The sequence below is a fragment of the Mitsuaria sp. RG genome, assembly GCF_028369275.1.
Lineage (GTDB): Bacteria > Pseudomonadota > Gammaproteobacteria > Pseudomonadales > Pseudomonadaceae > Aquipseudomonas > Aquipseudomonas peradeniyensis.
Genome location: NZ_JAQMYQ010000075.1, coordinates 1 through 16,408, shown reverse-complemented (window position 1 = coordinate 16,408; position 16,408 = coordinate 1). Strand labels below are relative to the sequence as shown.

The following is a 16,408-nucleotide window of genomic DNA, read 5'->3' as shown; positions in this document are numbered from 1 at the left end:
GGCCGCTCCTACATGGGTTGCGTCAAACCTGGGTTCAGAGATCGTCATGGAACAACCAGCCCCCCAACCCGCCTACGTGCTGCACAGCCGCCCCTACAAGGAAACCAGCGCGCTGGTGGACTTCCTCACCCCCCAGGGGCGGGTGCGGGCGGTGCTGCGCCGGGCGCGGGGCAAGGGTGGCAGCCTGGTGCGGCCGTTCGTGCCGCTGGAAGTCGAACTGCGCGGGCGCGGCGAACTGAAGAACGTCGGCCGCCTGGACAGCTCCGGCATTGCCGCCTGGCTGCATGGCGACGCGCTGTTCAGCGGACTCTACCTCAATGAGCTGCTGATGCGCCTGTTGCCCGCCGAGGCGCCGCACCCGGCGTTGTTCGAACACTACACCCTGACCTTGCAGGCCCTGGCCGCCGGGCGGCCGCTGGAGCCGTTGCTGCGCTCCTTCGAATGGCGCCTGCTGGACGAGCTGGGTTATGCCTTCGCTTTGGATCATGACGTCAACGACAGCGCCGTCGTCGCCGAGGGGCTCTATCGCCTGCAGGTGGACGCTGGCCTTGAGCGGGTCGAGCTGTTCCAGCCCGGGCTGTTCAAGGGCAGCGAGCTGCTGGCCCTGGCCCAGGCCGATTGGGAGGCGCCCGGCGCCTTGCTCGCCGCCAAGCGCCTGATGCGCCAGGCCCTGGCGGTGCACCTGGGGCCCAAGCCGCTGGTCAGCCGGGAACTGTTTCGCAAGCGCTGATCAGCACGTATGCTGTGGCCCTCAACCTTCAGGAGTGCCCCTTCGTGACTCACAGCAACCGCATGCTTCTCGGCGTCAACATCGACCACGTGGCGACCTTGCGCCAGGCCCGGGGCACCCGCTATCCGGACCCGGTCAAGGCCGCCCTGGACGCCGAGGAAGCGGGTGCCGACGGCATCACCGTGCACCTGCGCGAAGACCGCCGGCATATCCAGGAGCGCGACGTGCTGCTGCTCAAGGACGTGCTGCAGACCCGCATGAACTTCGAGATGGGCGTCACCGAAGAGATGATGGCCTTCGCCGAGAAGATCCGCCCGGCGCATATCTGTCTGGTGCCGGAAACCCGCCAGGAACTGACTACCGAAGGCGGCCTCGATGTGGCCGGCCAGGAAGCGCGGATCAAGGCGGCGGTCGAGCGCCTGTCGCGCACTGGCGCCGAGGTGTCGCTGTTCATCGATGCCGACGAGCGGCAGATCGAGGCTTCGCGCCGTGTCGGCGCGCCGGCCATCGAGCTGCACACCGGCCGCTATGCGGACGCCGAGACACCGACCGAGGTGGCAGAGGAGCTCAAGCGTATTGTCGATGGCGTGGCATTTGGCGTTAGCCAGGGCCTGATCGTCAATGCCGGCCATGGCCTGCACTACCACAACGTCGAGGCCGTGGCCGCGATCAAGGGCATCAACGAACTGAACATCGGCCACGCGCTGGTGGCCCATGCGCTGTTTGTCGGTTTCAAGGCGGCGGTAGCAGAGATGAAGGCACTGATCGTCGCCGCTTCGCGCTGATCAGCGCTCTTCAGTACCGGCCCTTTCGCGGGTAAACCCGCTCCCACAGGTACTGGGCAAGCCCCAGGGCTGGTGAGATCCCTGTGGGAGCGGGTTTACCCGCGAAGAGGCCGGCGCTGGCGGTGGATCACTCGGCCTGGAACACCAGGGTGAAGCGAGTCGGGCCCGCTGGTTGGCTCTGAACCTCCACCCGCCCCCCATGCAACTGCATGATCGACTTCACGATCGCCAGCCCCAACCCCGTCCCGCCTTCCAATCGCGAACGCCCGGCCCCGGCCCTGTAGAACCGCTCGAACAGGTGCGGCAAATGCGCCTCGCCAATCCCCGGCCCGCGATTTTCCACCCACACGCAGACCTGGTCACCGACTCGCTCAATCCCCACGGCCACCGGCTGGCCTTCAGGGCCATGGCGAATCGCATTGCTCAGCAGGTTCGACAGCGCCCGCTGGAACATCAGCTTGTCCGCCATCGCGGTACCCCAGCCTTGCAAGTGCAGGGAGATGCCCTTGAGCTCGGCGCTGAAGGTGAACAGCTCACTCACCCGCGCCACTTCGTCTGCCAGCGCCACAGGGGTCAGTGCCACCTGGGTCTGCGGCTGGCTGACCTGGGCCAGGAACAGCATGTCGTTGATGATGCGGTTGAGCCGGGTCAGCTCTTCGACGCTGTCCTCCAGCGCCTCGCGATACTTGTCGCCATCACGCTCGCGGGCCAGGGTCACCTGGGCCTTGCCCATCAGGTTGCCGATCGGCGTGCGCAGTTCGTGGGCCAGGTCGTCGGAAAACTGCGACAGCTGGCGCACGCCCTGGTCGAGCCGGTCGAGCATGACGTTGATGGCACGGGCCAGGTCGGCCAGCTCGGCAGGCAGGCCCTCGTCCGGCAGGCGATGCGCCAGGTCCTGGGTCGAGACCTGCCCGGCGATCCGGCGAAAGTGCCGCAGCGGGCGCAGGCCGCGCTGCACCAGCTTCCACGCGGCGATGCCGATCAGCACCAGCAGCAGCGGCAGGGCCAGCAGGGTCGAGTTCAGGTAGGCCTGCAACAGGCTGTTGTCATCGCTGCGGTTGAGCGACATCAGCACCTTGACCGGGGTGTCGTCGCGCAGGCGCATCAGGCGGCTGGCAGTGAGGATCTGATTACCATCATCGTCGCGCCAGGTATGGAAGGTCAGCTGGTTGTCGGCCTCCTGGTTCAGCAGGTGCTGCGACTGCAGCGCCGGCCCCAGGCTGAGCAGGGCGGGGTGGCGGCCGTTGACGGCCAGCACGCTGAGGCTGAGGTTGTCGTGCCCCATGACCAGGTCGAGCAGGGGGTGGGCGCGGGCACCCAGATCGTCGCTGCGCAGATCGACGCGCAGGTTGTGTTCGACCTGTTGCATCTTGCGCGCCAGGTCCTTACGCGCCCGGCTGTCCAGCTCGTGGTCGAGGGCGAACACCGCCAGGCACGCCAGCAGCAAGACCAGCGCCGCGCCCAGCAAGGTGACGGTCAGGCCCAGGCGCAGCGACAGGCTGGAGCGCTTCACGTCCGTGCCTCGAGCACGTAGCCGACGCCGCGCAGGGTGTGGATCAGCTTGTCCTCGAACGGGTCGTCGATCTTTGCCCGCAGGCGGCGGATCGACACCTCCACCACGTTGGTGTCGCAGTCGAAGTTCATGTCCCACACCAGCGAGATGATCTGCGTGCGCGACAGCACCTCGCCGCTCTGGCGCATCAGCAGGTGCAACAGGGCGAATTCCTTGGCGGTCAGGTCGATGCGCTGGCCGCCGCGCCAGGCCCGGTGGCGGCCGGGGTCGAGTTCGAGGTCGGCGACCTTCAGCGTGCTTGGCTGCAGATGCTGGTCGTTGCGCCGCAACAGGCTGCGGATGCGCGCCAGCAGTTCGGGGAACTCGAAGGGCTTGAGCAGATAGTCGTCAGCGCCCAGGTCCAGCCCCTTGACCCGGTCGGCCAGGCGGCCATGGGCGGTGAGCATCATGATCCGCGTCGAGGATTCGGCGCGCAGGCGCTGCAGCACGCCCCAGCCATCGAGCCCGGGCAGGTTGACATCGAGGATCACCAGGTCGTACGCCTGCTGGCGGGCCAGGTGCAGGCCGTCGGTGCCGGTGTGGGCGCAATCGACCACGTAGCCGTTCTCGCGCAGGCCCTGTTGCAGGTAGTCGGCGGTGCGGGGTTCGTCCTCGATGATCAGTAGGCGCATGGTCGGGCTCTGTGTGGAAAGGGGGCGATTCTCGACCCTGTAGTGACATCAGGGTCAAGCGGCGAGGATGTTACTGGATGCGAATGGGCAAGCGGCGGGAATAACGGATTTGTAATACGCGGGTCATGTGCCTGACAGGGCGATCCTGTGCGAGCGGGCTTGCCCCGCGATGCGGTTGTCTTGCAGGACTGTAATGTCCGCCTCACCTTGGCGTTAGCTGCCGCTTGCGATGATGGCCCTGTCGAAACGGTTAACACGAGGCAAGCACGATGAACCTGACCAAGTACCTGCTGCTGGCGATTCTCGCCTTGGGCAGCACCAGTGTTTTCGCCGAGGGTGGCGCGGAACGTTCGAAGCAATTCTGGCAAGCGTTCCGCGACGACCAGGCTCGCCTGCACGGCGACAAGCAGCAGGCGCTGGCCGAGCGCGAGGCCGAGGAAAAGGCCCGCGAACTGGCCAAGGACTGAGTACCACACACCTGCACCGCGACAGCTCCTCGGCGCAGGTGACCCTGGGCGCCCGAACGGGCGCCTTTTTTTATTTGCGTGCCAGCAATGTGGCGCGACGCGGGGCCGGCAGGCCTTCGACGGTCTTGCCGTGGTCGTTCGGGTCGAGGAAGTCGCCCAGCGACTGGTAGCGCATCCACTCGGTGCTGCGCTGCTCCTCGATGCTGGTGACGCTGACATCGACGCAGCGCACATCGCTGAAGCCGGCGCGGCGCAGCCAGCGCTCCAGGGCCGGCACCGACGGCAGGAACCAGACGTTGCGCATCTGCGCGTAGCGATCCTCGGGTACCAGCACCTGGTTTTCGTCACCCTCGATCACCAGGGTTTCCAGCACCAGTTCACCGCCCTTGACCAGGCAGTCCTTGAGCGCCAGCAGGTGCTCGATGGGCGAGCGGCGGTGGTAGAACACGCCCATGGAGAACACGGTGTCGAAGCCTTCGAGGTTGGCCGGCAGCTCTTCGAGGGCGAACGGCAGGTGCCAGGCCGGCAGTTCAGGCAGGTACTGCTGCACGGCCTGGAACTGGCAGAAGAACAGCCAGTTGGGGTCCACGCCGATGACCATGTCGGCGCCGGCGCCGAGCATACGCCACTGGTAGTAGCCGTTGCCGCAGCCGACGTCGAGCACACGCTTGCCCTTGAGGTCCAGGTGCGGGCCGACCCGCGACCATTTCCAGTCCGAGCGCCATTCGGTGTCGACATGCACGCCGAACAGGTCGAACGGGCCCTTGCGCCAGGGCGACAGGCCCATCAGCGCCTGGCGCATCTGCGCCCGGGTGGCGTCGTCGCAGGTGCAGTCCAGGCGCAGGCCGTCGACCAGGTCGATCTCGCTCGGGGTCAGCTGCGGCAGTGCCTCGAGGGCGCCACGCCAGCGGTCGAAGTCGCCGTGGCCCTTTTCCAGCTTGGCTTCGAGTTGCGCCTGCAGGCCCTGGGACCAGGTGGCAAGGGGCGTGCCCGCCAGGCGGCGGACGAGGGGGGACAGATCGATCATGGCAGGGCTATCAGCGAGGCGAAGTTGAGGCATTGGAACCAGGGCACGACCTTGGAGAAACCGGCAGCGCGCAGGCGCTGTTCATGGGTCTCCAGGGTGTCGGGCTTCATCACGTTCTCGATGGCACTGCGCTTCTGGGCGATTTCCAGTTCGCTGTAGCCATTGGCACGCTTGAAGTCCAGGTGCAGTTCGTTGAGCAGGTCCTGCTCCTGCGCGTCGGTGAAGCGCAGTTTTTCCGAGAGGATCAGCGCACCGCCCGGCAACAGGGCCTGGCGGATGCGGCCCAGCAGCTCCAGGCGCTGCTCGGGGGCGACGAACTGCAGGGTGAAGTTCATCGCCACCACCGAGGCGGGCTCGAAGGGCAGGGCGAGGATGTCGGCCTCCAGCACCTGCACCGGCAGCAGCTCCTGGAACATCGAGTCCTGGGCGGTGAGGTACTGGCGGCAGCGCTCGACCATGGCCGCGGAGTTGTCCACCGCGATGACCCGGCAGCCGTCCGTGCGCACATGGCGACGCAGCGCCTGGGTCACCGCGCCCAGCGAGGCGCCGAGGTCGTACAGCGCGGAGTTCGGCTGGGCGAAGCGCGCGGCCAGCACGCCGAGGTTCTCGACGATGGTCGGGTAACCGGGCACCGAGCGCTTGATCATGTCCGGGAACACCTGCACCACGTCTTCGTTGAAGACGAAGTCGGGCACCTGCTCCAGGGGTTGGGCGAATAGGCGGTCGGGTTGTTTGCTCACGGGTGGGTCCAGGCGGCTGGCAATCTACAGGGGCGGCATTCTAGCCAAACCACGGCAAGCTTGCATGATTCGCTGACCGGCGCCGCCCGCTTACTTGACCCGGATGGCGCAATCGAAGGTCTGCACCGGGCGCACTTCCGGGGCCCACGGCTGCTGGTAGACCAGGATCAGGTGACCCTCGCCGGCGGCCTTGGCCTGGAAACGCCAGGTGGAAAGCCCGCCGCTGCCGACGATGCCGGCTTGTTCCGGTGAGTTGTATACCTCGGGGCCGAGGCTGCGCAGGATCTCCGGGGCCGGGTTCTGCAGCAGCCAGCGGTAGCCGGTGGTGGGGTTGCTGGGCAGCGTGAGGGTCATGGTCTGGCCGACGACCAGACGCTTGGGGCACTCGCTGTCGCCGTCCAGTTCGACGGTGTGTTGCGGGTGCTGGGCGCAGGCGGTGAGCAGGGCCAGGCCCAGGGGGACGAGCAGACGAGGGGCGATCATGTTGGCTCCTGAGGCTGAAGTTGCCTGAGGATAACCGAAGCTGTCGGAAGTTTGTGTGGTCTGTGCGGGCCAGATCGCGGGGCAAGCCCGCTCCTACAGGTTCCTGCAGGAGCTGGCTTGGGCTTTTTAGAACAGCACTTTCGCCACGTCGGCAAAGCGCTTGGCGAAATGCACGGTCAAACCGTCTTTCAGGTATTCGGGCAACTCTTCGAAGTCACCGCGGTTGGCCTCCGGCAGGATCAGTTCGAAGATCTTCTGCCGGCGCGCCGCGATCACCTTCTCGCGCACCCCGCCGATCGGCAGCACCTGGCCGGTCAGGGTCAGCTCGCCGGTCATCGCCACGCCCTTTTTCGGCGCCTGGTCACGGGCCAGCGACAGCAGGGCGCTGGCCATGGTCACGCCGGCGCTGGGGCCGTCCTTCGGCGTGGCGCCTTCAGGGACATGCAGGTGGATGAAGGCCTCGTTGAAATAACCCGGCGTACCGCCGAACTGCTTCAGGTTCGAGCTGACGTAGCTGTAGGCGATCTCCGCCGACTCCTTCATCACCTCGCCCAGCTGTCCGGTGAGCTTGAGGCCACGACTGAGGGTATGGATGGGGGTGGCTTCGATGGGCAGGGTCGCACCGCCCATGCTGGTCCAGGCCAGGCCGGTGATCACGCCCTTGCCGGCCAGCACCTGTTCGCTGCGGAACACCGGCATGCCCAGGGCGGGCTCCAGGTCCTTGGCGGCAATCCTGATCTTGGCCTCGGGGTCCTCGAGCAGCTTGACCACCGACTTGCGCACCAGCTTGCCCAGCTGTTTTTCCAGCTGCCGCACCCCGGCTTCGCGGGCGTAGCCTTCGATCACTGCGCGCAGGGCGGCGTCGTTGATGCCCAGGCTGGCCTTGGACACGCCGGCCTTCTCCAGTTGCTTGGGCCACAGGTGACGCTTGGCGATGGCCAGCTTCTCTTCGGTGATGTAGCCGGACAGGCGGATCACTTCCATGCGGTCGAGCAAGGGGCCGGGGATCGAGTCGAGGGTGTTGGCGGTGCAGACGAACAGCACCTTGGACAGGTCCAGGCGCAGGTCCAGGTAATGGTCGAGGAAGTCGACGTTCTGCTCGGGGTCGAGGGTCTCCAGCAGCGCCGAGGCCGGGTCGCCCTGGTAGCTCTGGCCCATCTTGTCGATCTCGTCGAGCATGATCACCGGGTTCATCACCTCGACTTCCTTCAGCGCCTGCACCAGCTTGCCCGGCTGGGCGCCGATATAGGTGCGGCGGTGGCCCTTGATCTCGGCCTCGTCGCGCATGCCGCCGACACTGAAGCGGTAGAACGGCCGGCCCAGGGATTCGGCGATGGACTTGCCGATGCTGGTCTTGCCCACGCCCGGCGGGCCCACCAGCAGCACGATGGAGCCGCTGATCTCACCCTTCCAGGCGCCCACGGCGAGGAACTCGAGGATACGTTCCTTGATGTCGTCCAGGCCCGCGTGGTGGCGGTCGAGCACCTTGCGCGCGTGCTTGAGGTCGAGCTTGTCCTTGCCGTACACGCCCCAGGGCAGGGCCGTGGCCCATTCCAGGTAGTTGCGGGTAACGGCGTACTCCGGCGAGCCGGTCTCGAGGATGGCCAGCTTGCCCATCTCTTCGTCGATGCGTTTTTTCGCCTGGTCAGGCAGGGTCTTGCCCTCCAGGCGCTGCTGGAACTGCTCCAGGTCGGCGCTGCGGTCGTCCTTGGTCAGGCCCAGCTCCTGCTGGATGACCTTGAGCTGCTCCTTGAGGAAGAACTCGCGCTGGTGCTCGCCGATCTGCCGGTTCACCTCGGCGGAGATCTCGTTCTGCAGCCGGGCCACCTCGACTTCCTTGCGCAGCATCGGCAGGACCTTTTCCATGCGCTTGAGCATGGGCACGCAGTCGAGCACTTCCTGCAGCTGGTTGCCGGTGGCCGAGGTGAGGGCGGCGGCAAAGTCGGTCAGTGGCGACGGGTCGTTGGGGCTGAAGCGGTTGAGGTAGTTCTTCAGCTCTTCGCTGTACAGCGGGTTGAGCGGCAGCAGCTCCTTGATCGCGTTGATCAGGGCCATGCCGTAGGCCTTGACCTCGTCGGTGGGCTCGGCCGGCTGGCGTGGGTAGTCGACTTCCACCAGGTAGGGCGGGCGATGGTGCTTGAGCCAGGTGCGGATGCGCACCCGGGTCAGGCCCTGGGCGACGAACTGCAGCTTGCCGCCTTCGCGGCTGGCGTGGTGCACCTTCACCAGCGTGCCGTACTCGGGCAGGGCCTTGGTGTCGAAGTGGCGGTGGTCTTCCGGCGGGGTGTCCATGAAGAACAGCGCCAGGGAGTGGTGCGGGGTCTTGGCGACCAGGTCGAGGGTTTCGGCCCAGGGTTCTTCGTTGACGATCACCGGCAGCACTTGCGCGGGGAAGAACGGGCGGTTGTGGATCGGGATCACGTAGACCTTGTCCGGCAGCTGCTGGCCGGGCAGGGCGAGGTGGTGGCCGGGGGTGGCCGAGGTATCGAGGTGTTCGACTTCGCTGTGTTCGTCGGGATGTTCCGGGAAATCCTGCTGGTCGCTCATGGGGCACCTGCGTGAATGGCTATGGTGCTTAGATGGGGCAGGGGAGGATGGGTTTCAATGGTAGACGAACGGGGTGAAACCATCGCGGGGCAAGCCCGCTCCCACGAGCCCCATACAGGCTGCGTGGGAGCGGGCTTGCCCCGCGATGAGGCTTACTCGGCTAGTTTGTAAGCGATGATGTAATCACCCATGCGGGTGCCCAGCGAGCCATGGCCGCCGGCGGTCACCAGCACGTACTGCTTGCCGTCCTTGCCGGTGTAGGTCATCGGCGTGGCCTGGCCGCCTGCCGGCAGGCGGCCCTTCCACAGCTCCTGGCCGTTCTTCACGTCATAGGCGCGCAGGTACTGGTCCAGGGTGCCGCTGAGGAAGCCCACGCCACCGGCGGTGACGATCGAGCCACCCATGCTCGGCACGCCCACCGGCATACCGATCGGCACCGGGGTGCTGTCGCGGGTGGTGCCGTTCTTGTGCTTCCACACCACCTTGTTGGTGAACAGGTCGATGGCCGCCACATAGCCCCAGGCTGGCGCCTGGCACGGGATGCCCAGCGGCGACATGAACGGGTGCATGGTTACCGCGTATGGCGCGCCGGCGTTCGGCTGCACGCCGCTGGTCTCGCTTTCGCGCTTGCTGCCTTCGGCTACCTGCTCACGCGGGATCATCTTCGACACGAAGGCCATGTAGTTCGGCGAGGTGAAGAGGATCTGGCGCACCGGGTCGACCGACACGCTGCCCCAGTTGAACACGCCGACGTTGCCCGGGTAGACCAGGCTGCCCTGCTCGGACGGCGGGGTGTACTGGCCTTCGTAGCGCAGGCTGCGGAACTGGATGCGGCAGAGCATCTGGTCGAACGGCGTGGCGCCCCACATGGCCTGTTCGGTCAGCTCGGGGCCGAGCAGGTTGAGGTCGGAGCGGGCCTGGGTCGGCGCGGTGTGGTCGCCTTTCACGGCGCCCTGCGGTACCGGGATCTCGCGGATCGGCACGATCGGCGTGCCGTCGCGGCGGTCGAGCACGTACAGGCTGCCTTGCTTGGTCGGCACGATGACCGCCGGCTTGACGCCGTCGTCGGTCTTCAGGTGAACCAGGGTCGGCTGGCTGCCAACGTCCATGTCCCACAGGTCGTGGTGGGTGAACTGGTAGTTCCAGCGCGCCTTGCCGGTGGCCAGGTCCAGGGCGACGATGCCGGCGCTGTATTTCTCGGCGCCGGGAGTGCGGTCGGCGCCCCACTGGTCGGGGGTCTGGTTGCCCAGCGGCAGGTAGATCATGCCGAGGTCTTCATCGACGCTGGCGATCGACCACATGTTGGCCGAGTTGCGGCTGTACATTTTCCCGTCGGCCAGGGGCTTGGTGTCGTCCGGGTTGTTGCTGTCCCAGTTCCACACCAGGTGGCCGTCGTGCACGTCGTAGGCGCGGATCACGCCGGACGGCTCGTTGGTCGACTCGTTGTCGGTGACGTGGCCACCGATGATCACCAGGCTACGGGTGATCGCCGCCGGCGAGGTGGAGTAGTAGCCACCGGCGGTGAACGGGCCGATGCCGCGGGTCAGGTCGATCACGCCCTGGTTGGCGAAGCCTTCGCAGACCTTGCCGGTGTCGGCGTTGATGGCGATCAGGCGGGCGTCGGCGGTGGGCAGGTAGAGGCGGCGCGGGCAGGCCTGGGCCACGGCCTGGCCTGCGTCGGTGATCTTCGGCGCGGGGCTGCCGTCACGGCTGACGTAGCTGTTCTCGTCGTAGTACGAGACGCCGCGGCAGGTCATGTGGGCGAAGCCCTTGAAGGTGCCGGTGGGGCTCTTGACCTGCGGGTCGTAGCGCCAGATCTCGGCGCCGGTGTCCGGGTCCAGGGCCAGCAGGCGGCTGTGGGCGGTGCACGCATAGAGCATGCCGTTGACCTTCAGCGGGGTGTTCTGGTTGGTCAGCTCCACCGGGTCGTTTTCGCTCGGCAGGTCACCGGTGCGGATGCGCCAGGCCTCTTCCAGGCGGTAGGCGTTCTGCGGGGTGATCTGGCGCAGCGGCGAGTAGCGGTCGCCGTGTTCGGTGCGGCCGTAGGCCTGCCATTCACCGTCCGGCATGGCCGGGGCGGCGCTGCCCATCTCGCTGTTGTCGCGGGTGAACTCGCCACGGATCTCGCCCGGGTGGGTGAACTGACTGGCCACGGCGGTGGCGCCGGAGGCGACCACGGCGACGCTGAGCAGGGCGGTGTTGACCTTCGACGCGGGGCCGACCAGCGGGCGGCGCGCCCACGGCAGCAGCAGGACCACGCCGATGGCGAACCAGATGGCCAGGCGCGGCACCAGTTGCCACCAGTCCAGGCCGACTTCCAGCAGCGCCCAGGCGGTGCTACCCAGCAGCACCAGGCCATACAGGCCCAGGGCGATGCGGCGCTTGGCCAGCAGCAGGATGCCGGACAGGGCGAAGCCGATACCGGCAATCAGGTAGTAAAGCGAGCCACCCAGCTGGCTCAGCTTGATGCCGCCGGCCAGCAGGGCCAGGCCCATCAGCAGCAGCAGAACGCCCATCAGGCGCGGTAGCCAGCGGGTTCCATTCTTGGCACCGTCAGTGCTCATCGTCTGTTCTCCGTAGTGTGAAAGGGTCGGGTTAGAAACTGCTCTGGATCTTCAGGCCACCGATCAGGGCGTCGTCGACCCGCGACACCCCGCCCGGATGGCGGATGTACTGCAGGTTCGGGCGCACGGTGAGCCAGTCGGCCAGGTGGATGCCGTAATAGAGTTCGGCGCTGTACTCGGTGTCCTGCACGGGCAGGAAGCCGGGGTTGTCGTAGTCGTCCAGGCCGTTGGTCTGGTTGATGAGGCGGGCGTTCTTGCGGTAGCCGGGATTGACGTGCACGCGGGCCAGGGCGAATCCGATGTCGTCCTTGGCGCGGGCATCGAAGGGCCCCTTGTAAACCACACCTGCCTGCACATAGTTGTCGATGGCATTGGTCTTCTTGTCGTGCACCGTGGCATTGGCGAACAGGCTCAGGCCACGCGACTGGTCCGAGGCCAGCGCGGTAACCTGCTGCTGGGCGCCGAGCCACAGGCCATGCTTGCTCGAGCTGCTGCGGTAGGCGGCGCCGCTGATGGCGGCTGGCGCGCCGTTGCTGTCCTTGAGTACATCCTGTGCCTTGGCATTACTGTAGTAGTAGCCGGCGCGATATTCCCCTTTCAGGCCATTGACCCGCGGGCTCCAGACCAGTTCGACCGGCATCACCGCGCCTTGGGTGCCGCTGCCGCTGAGCTTGAAGCCGTTGCCGCTCTCGAGGTTGGAGGGGTTCTGCTCGAACACGCCGACCTGGGCGTAGAGTTCGTCGTTCAGGTTGTAGCGCACGCGCAGGGCCCACTGGCTGACCGGCCAGTTGTACCAGATGCCACCGACCCAGTTGCCCACCTGCGAGCCGCAGAACGCCAGGTTCTGGAAGTCGCAGGGGAAGCTGTTGAAGTCCTCGCCTTCGCCGAAGCGGCCGAATTTCACGTCCAGCGCGCCATCGAAGTACTTCTGCTTGATCCACATCTGGGTCAGTCGCCAGGTCTCGCCACGGCCCCAGACTTCCTGCGCCGAGGTGAAGCCACCGACACGCGGGTCGTTGATGCGATCGTTGCTGATGTTGTCGCCATGGCGCTCGGTGACGGTCAGCTGGAACTCGGTGTCGTGCCAGCCAAGGATCTTTTGCAGGTCCATGTTCACGCCGAAGGTGAACTGGTCGCTGTAGCGCGCAGCGCGGTCGTGGCTGTAGCCGCCGTGCAGGTTGCTGCCCATCTCGCCGGTGTAGCCGAGGGTGAAGTCATAGCCTTTTTCCAGCAGCTCGCTGCGGGTCCCGCCCCAGTCGCCGAGCATCCACGGCGAGTCCTTGGCGAACATCTCGCTGGCGCTGGTGGTGGGGGACAGGGCGCCGAGCAGGGTGGCGAGGGCGAGGCCGGAGTAGCGGGTATTGGGCAGCTGGAGCATGAGATAGCGCTATCTTTTGATTGTTGAGGAAACGGCAAGCGCAACGAAGTGCGAGATCTTCGAAGGGAAATGACTGCGTTGGGGATCGAGTGAAGCGATTCAGCTTGCGGCAGGGAGGATATAGGGGAAGTTGTAAGAAAAAAAGACAAAATGTCGCAGGGGATTGTTGCTCACTAGGTAACAGTTCGAGGTACAGGGGCCTCTGTGGGAGCGGGTTTACCCGCGAATGCAATGTTGAATCCACTAACGCATTCGCGGGTAAACCCGCTCCCACAGAGGAGCCTTAGAAGGAAGTGCGCAGTCCCACCTGCACACTGCGCCCCGGCGCCGGCGCGATATCGCGCAGGATCGAGCTGGCATAGCGCACGGTCTGGTCGGTGAGGTTCTCGCCGCGCACGAAGGCCAGCCATTCACTCTGGCCGATGTCGAAGCGATACCCCAGGCTGGCGCCGAGGGTGGTGTAACCGTCTGTGCGGGTCTCGTTGGCCGGTTTGCGGTGCTGTGACGCGGCGTGCTGTACATCGACCCGCGCCTGCCAGCGGTCCAGCTCCCAGACCAGGCCACTGTTCAGGCGCAGCGGCGCGATGCGCGGCAGCGGCTCGCCGCTGTCGAGGTTCTTGGCCCGGGTGTAGTCGCCGGACAGTTCCAGGGCGAAGCTGCCGTAGCGGTTTTCCAGCAGTTGCCAGCGATCCTGGGCCTCGATGCCGTAGAAGCGTGCTCGCACGCCCTGGTAGGCATACTCGGGGATATCGCCGTGATCATGGTCGTGATCGTGGTCATGATCGTCGTGGCCGTGATCATGGCCTTCACGCAGGTTGCCGGTGCCGATCAGGCCGATGTAGTTGCGAAAGTGGCTGTAGAACACGCCGACGCTGCCCTTGTGGGTGCCGTTGTCAAAGCGCAGGGCCAGGTCGGTGGAGATGGCCTTTTCCTTGTTCAGGTTCGGATCGCCGATCTCGTAGGCGCCGGTGGCCACGTGGGCACCGTTGGCGTACAGCTCGTAGAAGGTCGGCGCGCGCTCGGTATAGCCGAGGTTGGCGGCCAGCGACCAGATCGGGTCGAGCTGGTACACCGCGCCCGAGGACAGGCTGAAGGCGTTGAAGCTGCTGGCGCTGTCGGCCCCGGCGAAGTTCTCGTTGCCCTTGGCGTCCGGATCGACCCGGGTGTGCTCCAGGCGCGCGCCCAGGCTCAGGTTGAGCCGTTCGCTGGCCTGCCATTGTTCGAGCAGGAACAGCGCCAGGCTGTCGGTGTCGGTGTGCGGGACAAAGGCTTCCTCGCCCAGCGCGGAGAACTCGTTGCGGCTGACCTGGGCGCCGATCACGCCCTCGACCGGGCCCAGCGGCTGGTGACGGGCCTCGATGCGCGCCTCGTAGCCCTTGTTCTTGAAGGTGGTGTGCACCTCGCCGCTTTCGATTTCGCGGTGCTGGTAGTCGGTGTAGCCGGCATCGACCTTGACCGAACTGAACGGCCCGTCGAGGTCGCGCAGTTCCGAGGCGAAGCCGTAGTGGTCCTGCTGCATGTCCAGGCGCACGCCGGGCTCGGCCACCGAGCCGTAGTTGCTGTCGTAGCGGCTGTAGGACAGGCCGGTATAGCCGTGGTCCCAGTGGTAGGAGCCGCCGATCGCACCGCCGTCCTGACGGCCGTCGCTGTTTTTCAGGCGATGCTTGCTGCCGGGCTCGTCGGCATCGCGGACTTTCGAACTGCGGGCGTAGCCGGGGATGCGCAGGTCGTTGAACTGGCGGCTGTTGGCGTCCAGGTGCAGGGCGAAGGCGCCGTTGCCGGCCTCAAGCTTGCCGGCACTGCTGCGGGTGGTGTCGGCGCCGCCGTAGCGCAGTTCGCCCGCGCCGTGGATGCCGTCGATGGGCGAGTCGGGGATGCGGTTGTCGAAGGTATTGACCACGCCGCCGATGGCGTTGCCGCCATACAGCAGCGCGGCCGGGCCGCGGACGATCTCGACCCGTTCGACGGTCACCGGGTCCAGTGGCACGGCGTGGTCATAGGACAGCGACGAGGCGTCCAGGGCGCCGACACCGTTGCGCAGTATGCGGATACGGTCGCCGTCCAGGCCGCGGATCACCGGGCGGCTGGCGCCGGGGCCGAACCAGGTGGAGGCGACGCCGGGCTGTTTGTTGAGGGTTTCCCCGAGGCTGCCGTGTTGCTGCTGCAGCAGGTCGTCGCCTTCGAGGACGGTGCTGGGCGCGGCCAGTTGGGCGTTGCCCAGCGGGTTGGCGGTGATCACCTGGGGTTGCAGCTCCACGGCCTGGCTGGAGGTGGAGGCCAGCCAGAGCGCGACGGCAAGGGGGGAGAGGTGCAGCGGCATGTGACGCATGGGGATGTGGCGTTCCTTGGCAGAATTGTTAATAGTTACTTTATAACATTTCATCACAAGCTGTTTGCCACTGGCCAGTACTTTGTGAGGTGACGCGTTTACCCTGTAGGAGCGGCCTTGCGCCGCGAAAGGGCCGCAAAGCGGCCCCAGGATCTTGGCCATGACCTATGTCGTCGGGGCTGCTTTGCAGCCCTTCGCGGCACAAGGCCGCTCCTACAGGGCACAGCGGTAGAGGCTGTAGATGCCACTACACTCGTGTAAGGTGCGCACCTTCCCGAACCTGGAGCACTGGCATGAGCACGGCCAATCACAACGCGCTGCACGGCAAGACCCTCGAGCAGATCCTCACCGAGCTGGTGGCGCACTACCAATGGCAGGGCCTGGCCGAGCGCGTCGACATCCGCTGCTTCAAGAGCGATCCAAGCATCAAGTCGAGCCTGACCTTCCTGCGCAAGACCCCGTGGGCACGGGAAAAGGTCGAGCAGCTGTACGTGAAGCTGCAGCGCAAAGGCTGATGCCGCGCCGCCCCTGGCTGACCCTGGCAGCCGTCCTCGGCTGGACCGGCCTGGCGATCCAGTTGTACCTGGTGCTGCTGGCGCGCTGGCAGGAGCAGGCCAGCCTGATCGGCGGGCTGGTCAACCTGTTCTGTTTTTTCACCGTGTTGAGCAACACGCTGGTGGCCACCGTGCTCAGCCAGGCCGCGTTCGGCCGCGAGTCGGCGGCCAGGCGCTGGTTCCTGTCGCCGGCGGTGAGCTCGTGCATCGCCGCGAGCATCCTGCTGGTGGCGCTGGCCTACAGCTTGTTGCTGCGCCACCTGTGGCAGCCCCAGGGCTGGCAGTGGCTGGCGGACGAACTGCTGCACGATGTGATGCCGCTGGTGTTCCTCCTGTACTGGTGGCTGGAGGTGCCCAAGGGGCGATTGCGGCTCTGGCACCTGGCGGCCTGGACGTTGTACCCGGCGTTGTATTTCGCCTTCGTGCTGCTGCGCGGGCATGAGATCGGGGTCTATCCCTATCCGTTCATCGATGTGGCACGGTTGGGATATGGGCAGGTGCTGGGCAATGCCCTGATGGTGCTGGCGGGGTTCTGGGGGATCGGGTTGGTACTGCTGGGGTTGGATCGCTGGCGCAGGCCTTCATGAGATTGCCGACCTCGCCATTCAGATCATGCGCAG

At 66.2% G+C, this 16,408-nt stretch carries 14 protein-coding genes; 5 read left to right on the top strand and 9 right to left on the bottom strand.

The genetic code is table 11. The annotated features are described in order from the left end of the window. Nucleotides 1-46 precede the first annotated feature (46 nt). Entirely contained in the window at nucleotides 47-730 is a 684-nt protein-coding gene (gene recO / locus POF53_RS25115; protein ID WP_203647790.1) for a DNA repair protein RecO, read from the top strand. Between the two features lie 62 nt (nucleotides 731-792). Continuing rightward, on the top strand, nucleotides 793-1,515 hold the full coding sequence (gene pdxJ, locus POF53_RS25110; RefSeq protein WP_269806722.1) for a pyridoxine 5'-phosphate synthase: 723 nt from the start codon (nucleotides 793-795) through the stop codon (nucleotides 1,513-1,515). A gap of 127 nt (nucleotides 1,516-1,642) precedes the next feature. Here pdxJ and POF53_RS25105 read toward each other — a convergent pair whose 3' ends face one another. Further along, nucleotides 1,643-3,028, bottom strand: coding sequence for a heavy metal sensor histidine kinase (locus POF53_RS25105; RefSeq protein WP_232855783.1), 1,386 nt, complete (start codon nucleotides 3,026-3,028; stop codon nucleotides 1,643-1,645). Next, nucleotides 3,025-3,699, bottom strand: a complete 675-nt coding sequence (locus POF53_RS25100) for a heavy metal response regulator transcription factor (protein WP_050703990.1) — start codon at nucleotides 3,697-3,699, stop codon at nucleotides 3,025-3,027. Before POF53_RS25100 ends, POF53_RS25105 begins: the two co-directional genes overlap by 4 nt. Before the next feature lie 269 nt (nucleotides 3,700-3,968). On the opposite strand from POF53_RS25100, the gene POF53_RS25095 reads away from it, so the two are divergent. Beyond that, a complete protein-coding gene (locus POF53_RS25095) occupies nucleotides 3,969-4,166 on the top strand; it encodes a hypothetical protein (RefSeq protein ID WP_203647788.1) in 198 nt (65 codons plus the stop codon). Nucleotides 4,167-4,236: 70 nt separating this feature from the next. Here POF53_RS25095 and cmoB read toward each other — a convergent pair whose 3' ends face one another. The 7 genes from cmoB to POF53_RS25060 all read right to left on the bottom strand — a co-directional run bounded on the left by cmoB (nucleotide 4,237) and on the right by POF53_RS25060 (nucleotide 15,234). Further along, nucleotides 4,237-5,193, bottom strand: a complete 957-nt coding sequence (gene cmoB, locus POF53_RS25090; protein WP_498969936.1) for a tRNA 5-methoxyuridine(34)/uridine 5-oxyacetic acid(34) synthase CmoB — start codon at nucleotides 5,191-5,193, stop codon at nucleotides 4,237-4,239. Then, nucleotides 5,190-5,933, bottom strand: a complete 744-nt coding sequence (gene cmoA, locus POF53_RS25085) for a carboxy-S-adenosyl-L-methionine synthase CmoA (protein ID WP_050703993.1) — start codon at nucleotides 5,931-5,933, stop codon at nucleotides 5,190-5,192. The genes cmoB and cmoA overlap by 4 nt, the downstream gene beginning before the upstream one ends. Nucleotides 5,934-6,023: 90 nt before the next feature. Beyond that, nucleotides 6,024-6,416 carry a protease inhibitor I42 family protein gene (locus POF53_RS25080; RefSeq protein WP_203647786.1) on the bottom strand — a complete coding sequence of 131 codons (393 nt, stop codon included), beginning with the start codon at nucleotides 6,414-6,416 and terminating at the stop codon, nucleotides 6,024-6,026. Between the two features lie 126 nt (nucleotides 6,417-6,542). After that, nucleotides 6,543-8,963, bottom strand: a complete 2,421-nt coding sequence (gene lon, locus POF53_RS25075; RefSeq protein ID WP_203647785.1) for an endopeptidase La — start codon at nucleotides 8,961-8,963, stop codon at nucleotides 6,543-6,545. A 152-nt stretch (nucleotides 8,964-9,115) separates the two neighbouring features. After that, a complete protein-coding gene (locus POF53_RS25070) occupies nucleotides 9,116-11,527 on the bottom strand; it encodes a glucose/quinate/shikimate family membrane-bound PQQ-dependent dehydrogenase (RefSeq protein WP_203647784.1) in 2,412 nt (803 codons plus the stop codon). Nucleotides 11,528-11,558: 31 nt separating this feature from the next. Beyond that, a complete protein-coding gene (locus POF53_RS25065) occupies nucleotides 11,559-12,905 on the bottom strand; it encodes a carbohydrate porin (RefSeq protein WP_232855784.1) in 1,347 nt (448 codons plus the stop codon). A gap of 283 nt (nucleotides 12,906-13,188) precedes the next feature. Next, nucleotides 13,189-15,234, bottom strand: coding sequence for a TonB-dependent receptor (locus POF53_RS25060; protein ID WP_232855785.1), 2,046 nt, complete (start codon nucleotides 15,232-15,234; stop codon nucleotides 13,189-13,191). 293 nt (nucleotides 15,235-15,527) lie between these two features. Here POF53_RS25060 and POF53_RS25055 point away from each other — a divergent pair, with 293 nt between their 5' ends. Both POF53_RS25055 and POF53_RS25050 read left to right on the top strand, forming a co-directional pair. Continuing rightward, the gene (locus POF53_RS25055) at nucleotides 15,528-15,749 is read left to right on the top strand and encodes a VF530 family protein (RefSeq protein WP_028690109.1); all 222 of its coding nucleotides are present in this window, start codon (nucleotides 15,528-15,530) and stop codon (nucleotides 15,747-15,749) included. Next, complete coding sequence (locus tag POF53_RS25050; RefSeq protein ID WP_203647781.1) at nucleotides 15,749-16,375, top strand: Pr6Pr family membrane protein; 627 nt, start codon at nucleotides 15,749-15,751, stop codon at nucleotides 16,373-16,375. Before POF53_RS25055 ends, POF53_RS25050 begins: the two co-directional genes overlap by 1 nt. The last annotated feature ends 33 nt before the right edge of the window (nucleotides 16,376-16,408 follow it).

Bases quoted from the DNA above. Each gene is read 5' to 3' on its own strand.
- POF53_RS25095 (WP_203647788.1), top strand. From the start codon at position 3,969: ATGAACCTGACCAAGTACCTGCTGCTGGCGATTCTCGCCTTGGGCAGC.
- lon (WP_203647785.1), bottom strand. From the start codon at position 8,963: ATGAGCGACCAGCAGGATTTCCCGGAACATCCCGACGAACACAGCGAA.
- recO (WP_203647790.1), top strand. From the start codon at position 47: ATGGAACAACCAGCCCCCCAACCCGCCTACGTGCTGCACAGCCGCCCC.
- POF53_RS25055 (WP_028690109.1), top strand. From the start codon at position 15,528: ATGAGCACGGCCAATCACAACGCGCTGCACGGCAAGACCCTCGAGCAG.
- POF53_RS25060 (WP_232855785.1), bottom strand. From the start codon at position 15,234: ATGCGTCACATGCCGCTGCACCTCTCCCCCCTTGCCGTCGCGCTCTGG.
- POF53_RS25070 (WP_203647784.1), bottom strand. From the start codon at position 11,527: ATGAGCACTGACGGTGCCAAGAATGGAACCCGCTGGCTACCGCGCCTG.
- POF53_RS25080 (WP_203647786.1), bottom strand. From the start codon at position 6,416: ATGATCGCCCCTCGTCTGCTCGTCCCCCTGGGCCTGGCCCTGCTCACC.
- cmoB (WP_498969936.1), bottom strand. From the start codon at position 5,193: ATGATCGATCTGTCCCCCCTCGTCCGCCGCCTGGCGGGCACGCCCCTT.
- pdxJ (WP_269806722.1), top strand. From the start codon at position 793: ATGCTTCTCGGCGTCAACATCGACCACGTGGCGACCTTGCGCCAGGCC.
- POF53_RS25065 (WP_232855784.1), bottom strand. From the start codon at position 12,905: ATGCTCCAGCTGCCCAATACCCGCTACTCCGGCCTCGCCCTCGCCACC.
- POF53_RS25050 (WP_203647781.1), top strand. From the start codon at position 15,749: ATGCCGCGCCGCCCCTGGCTGACCCTGGCAGCCGTCCTCGGCTGGACC.
- POF53_RS25100 (WP_050703990.1), bottom strand. From the start codon at position 3,699: ATGCGCCTACTGATCATCGAGGACGAACCCCGCACCGCCGACTACCTG.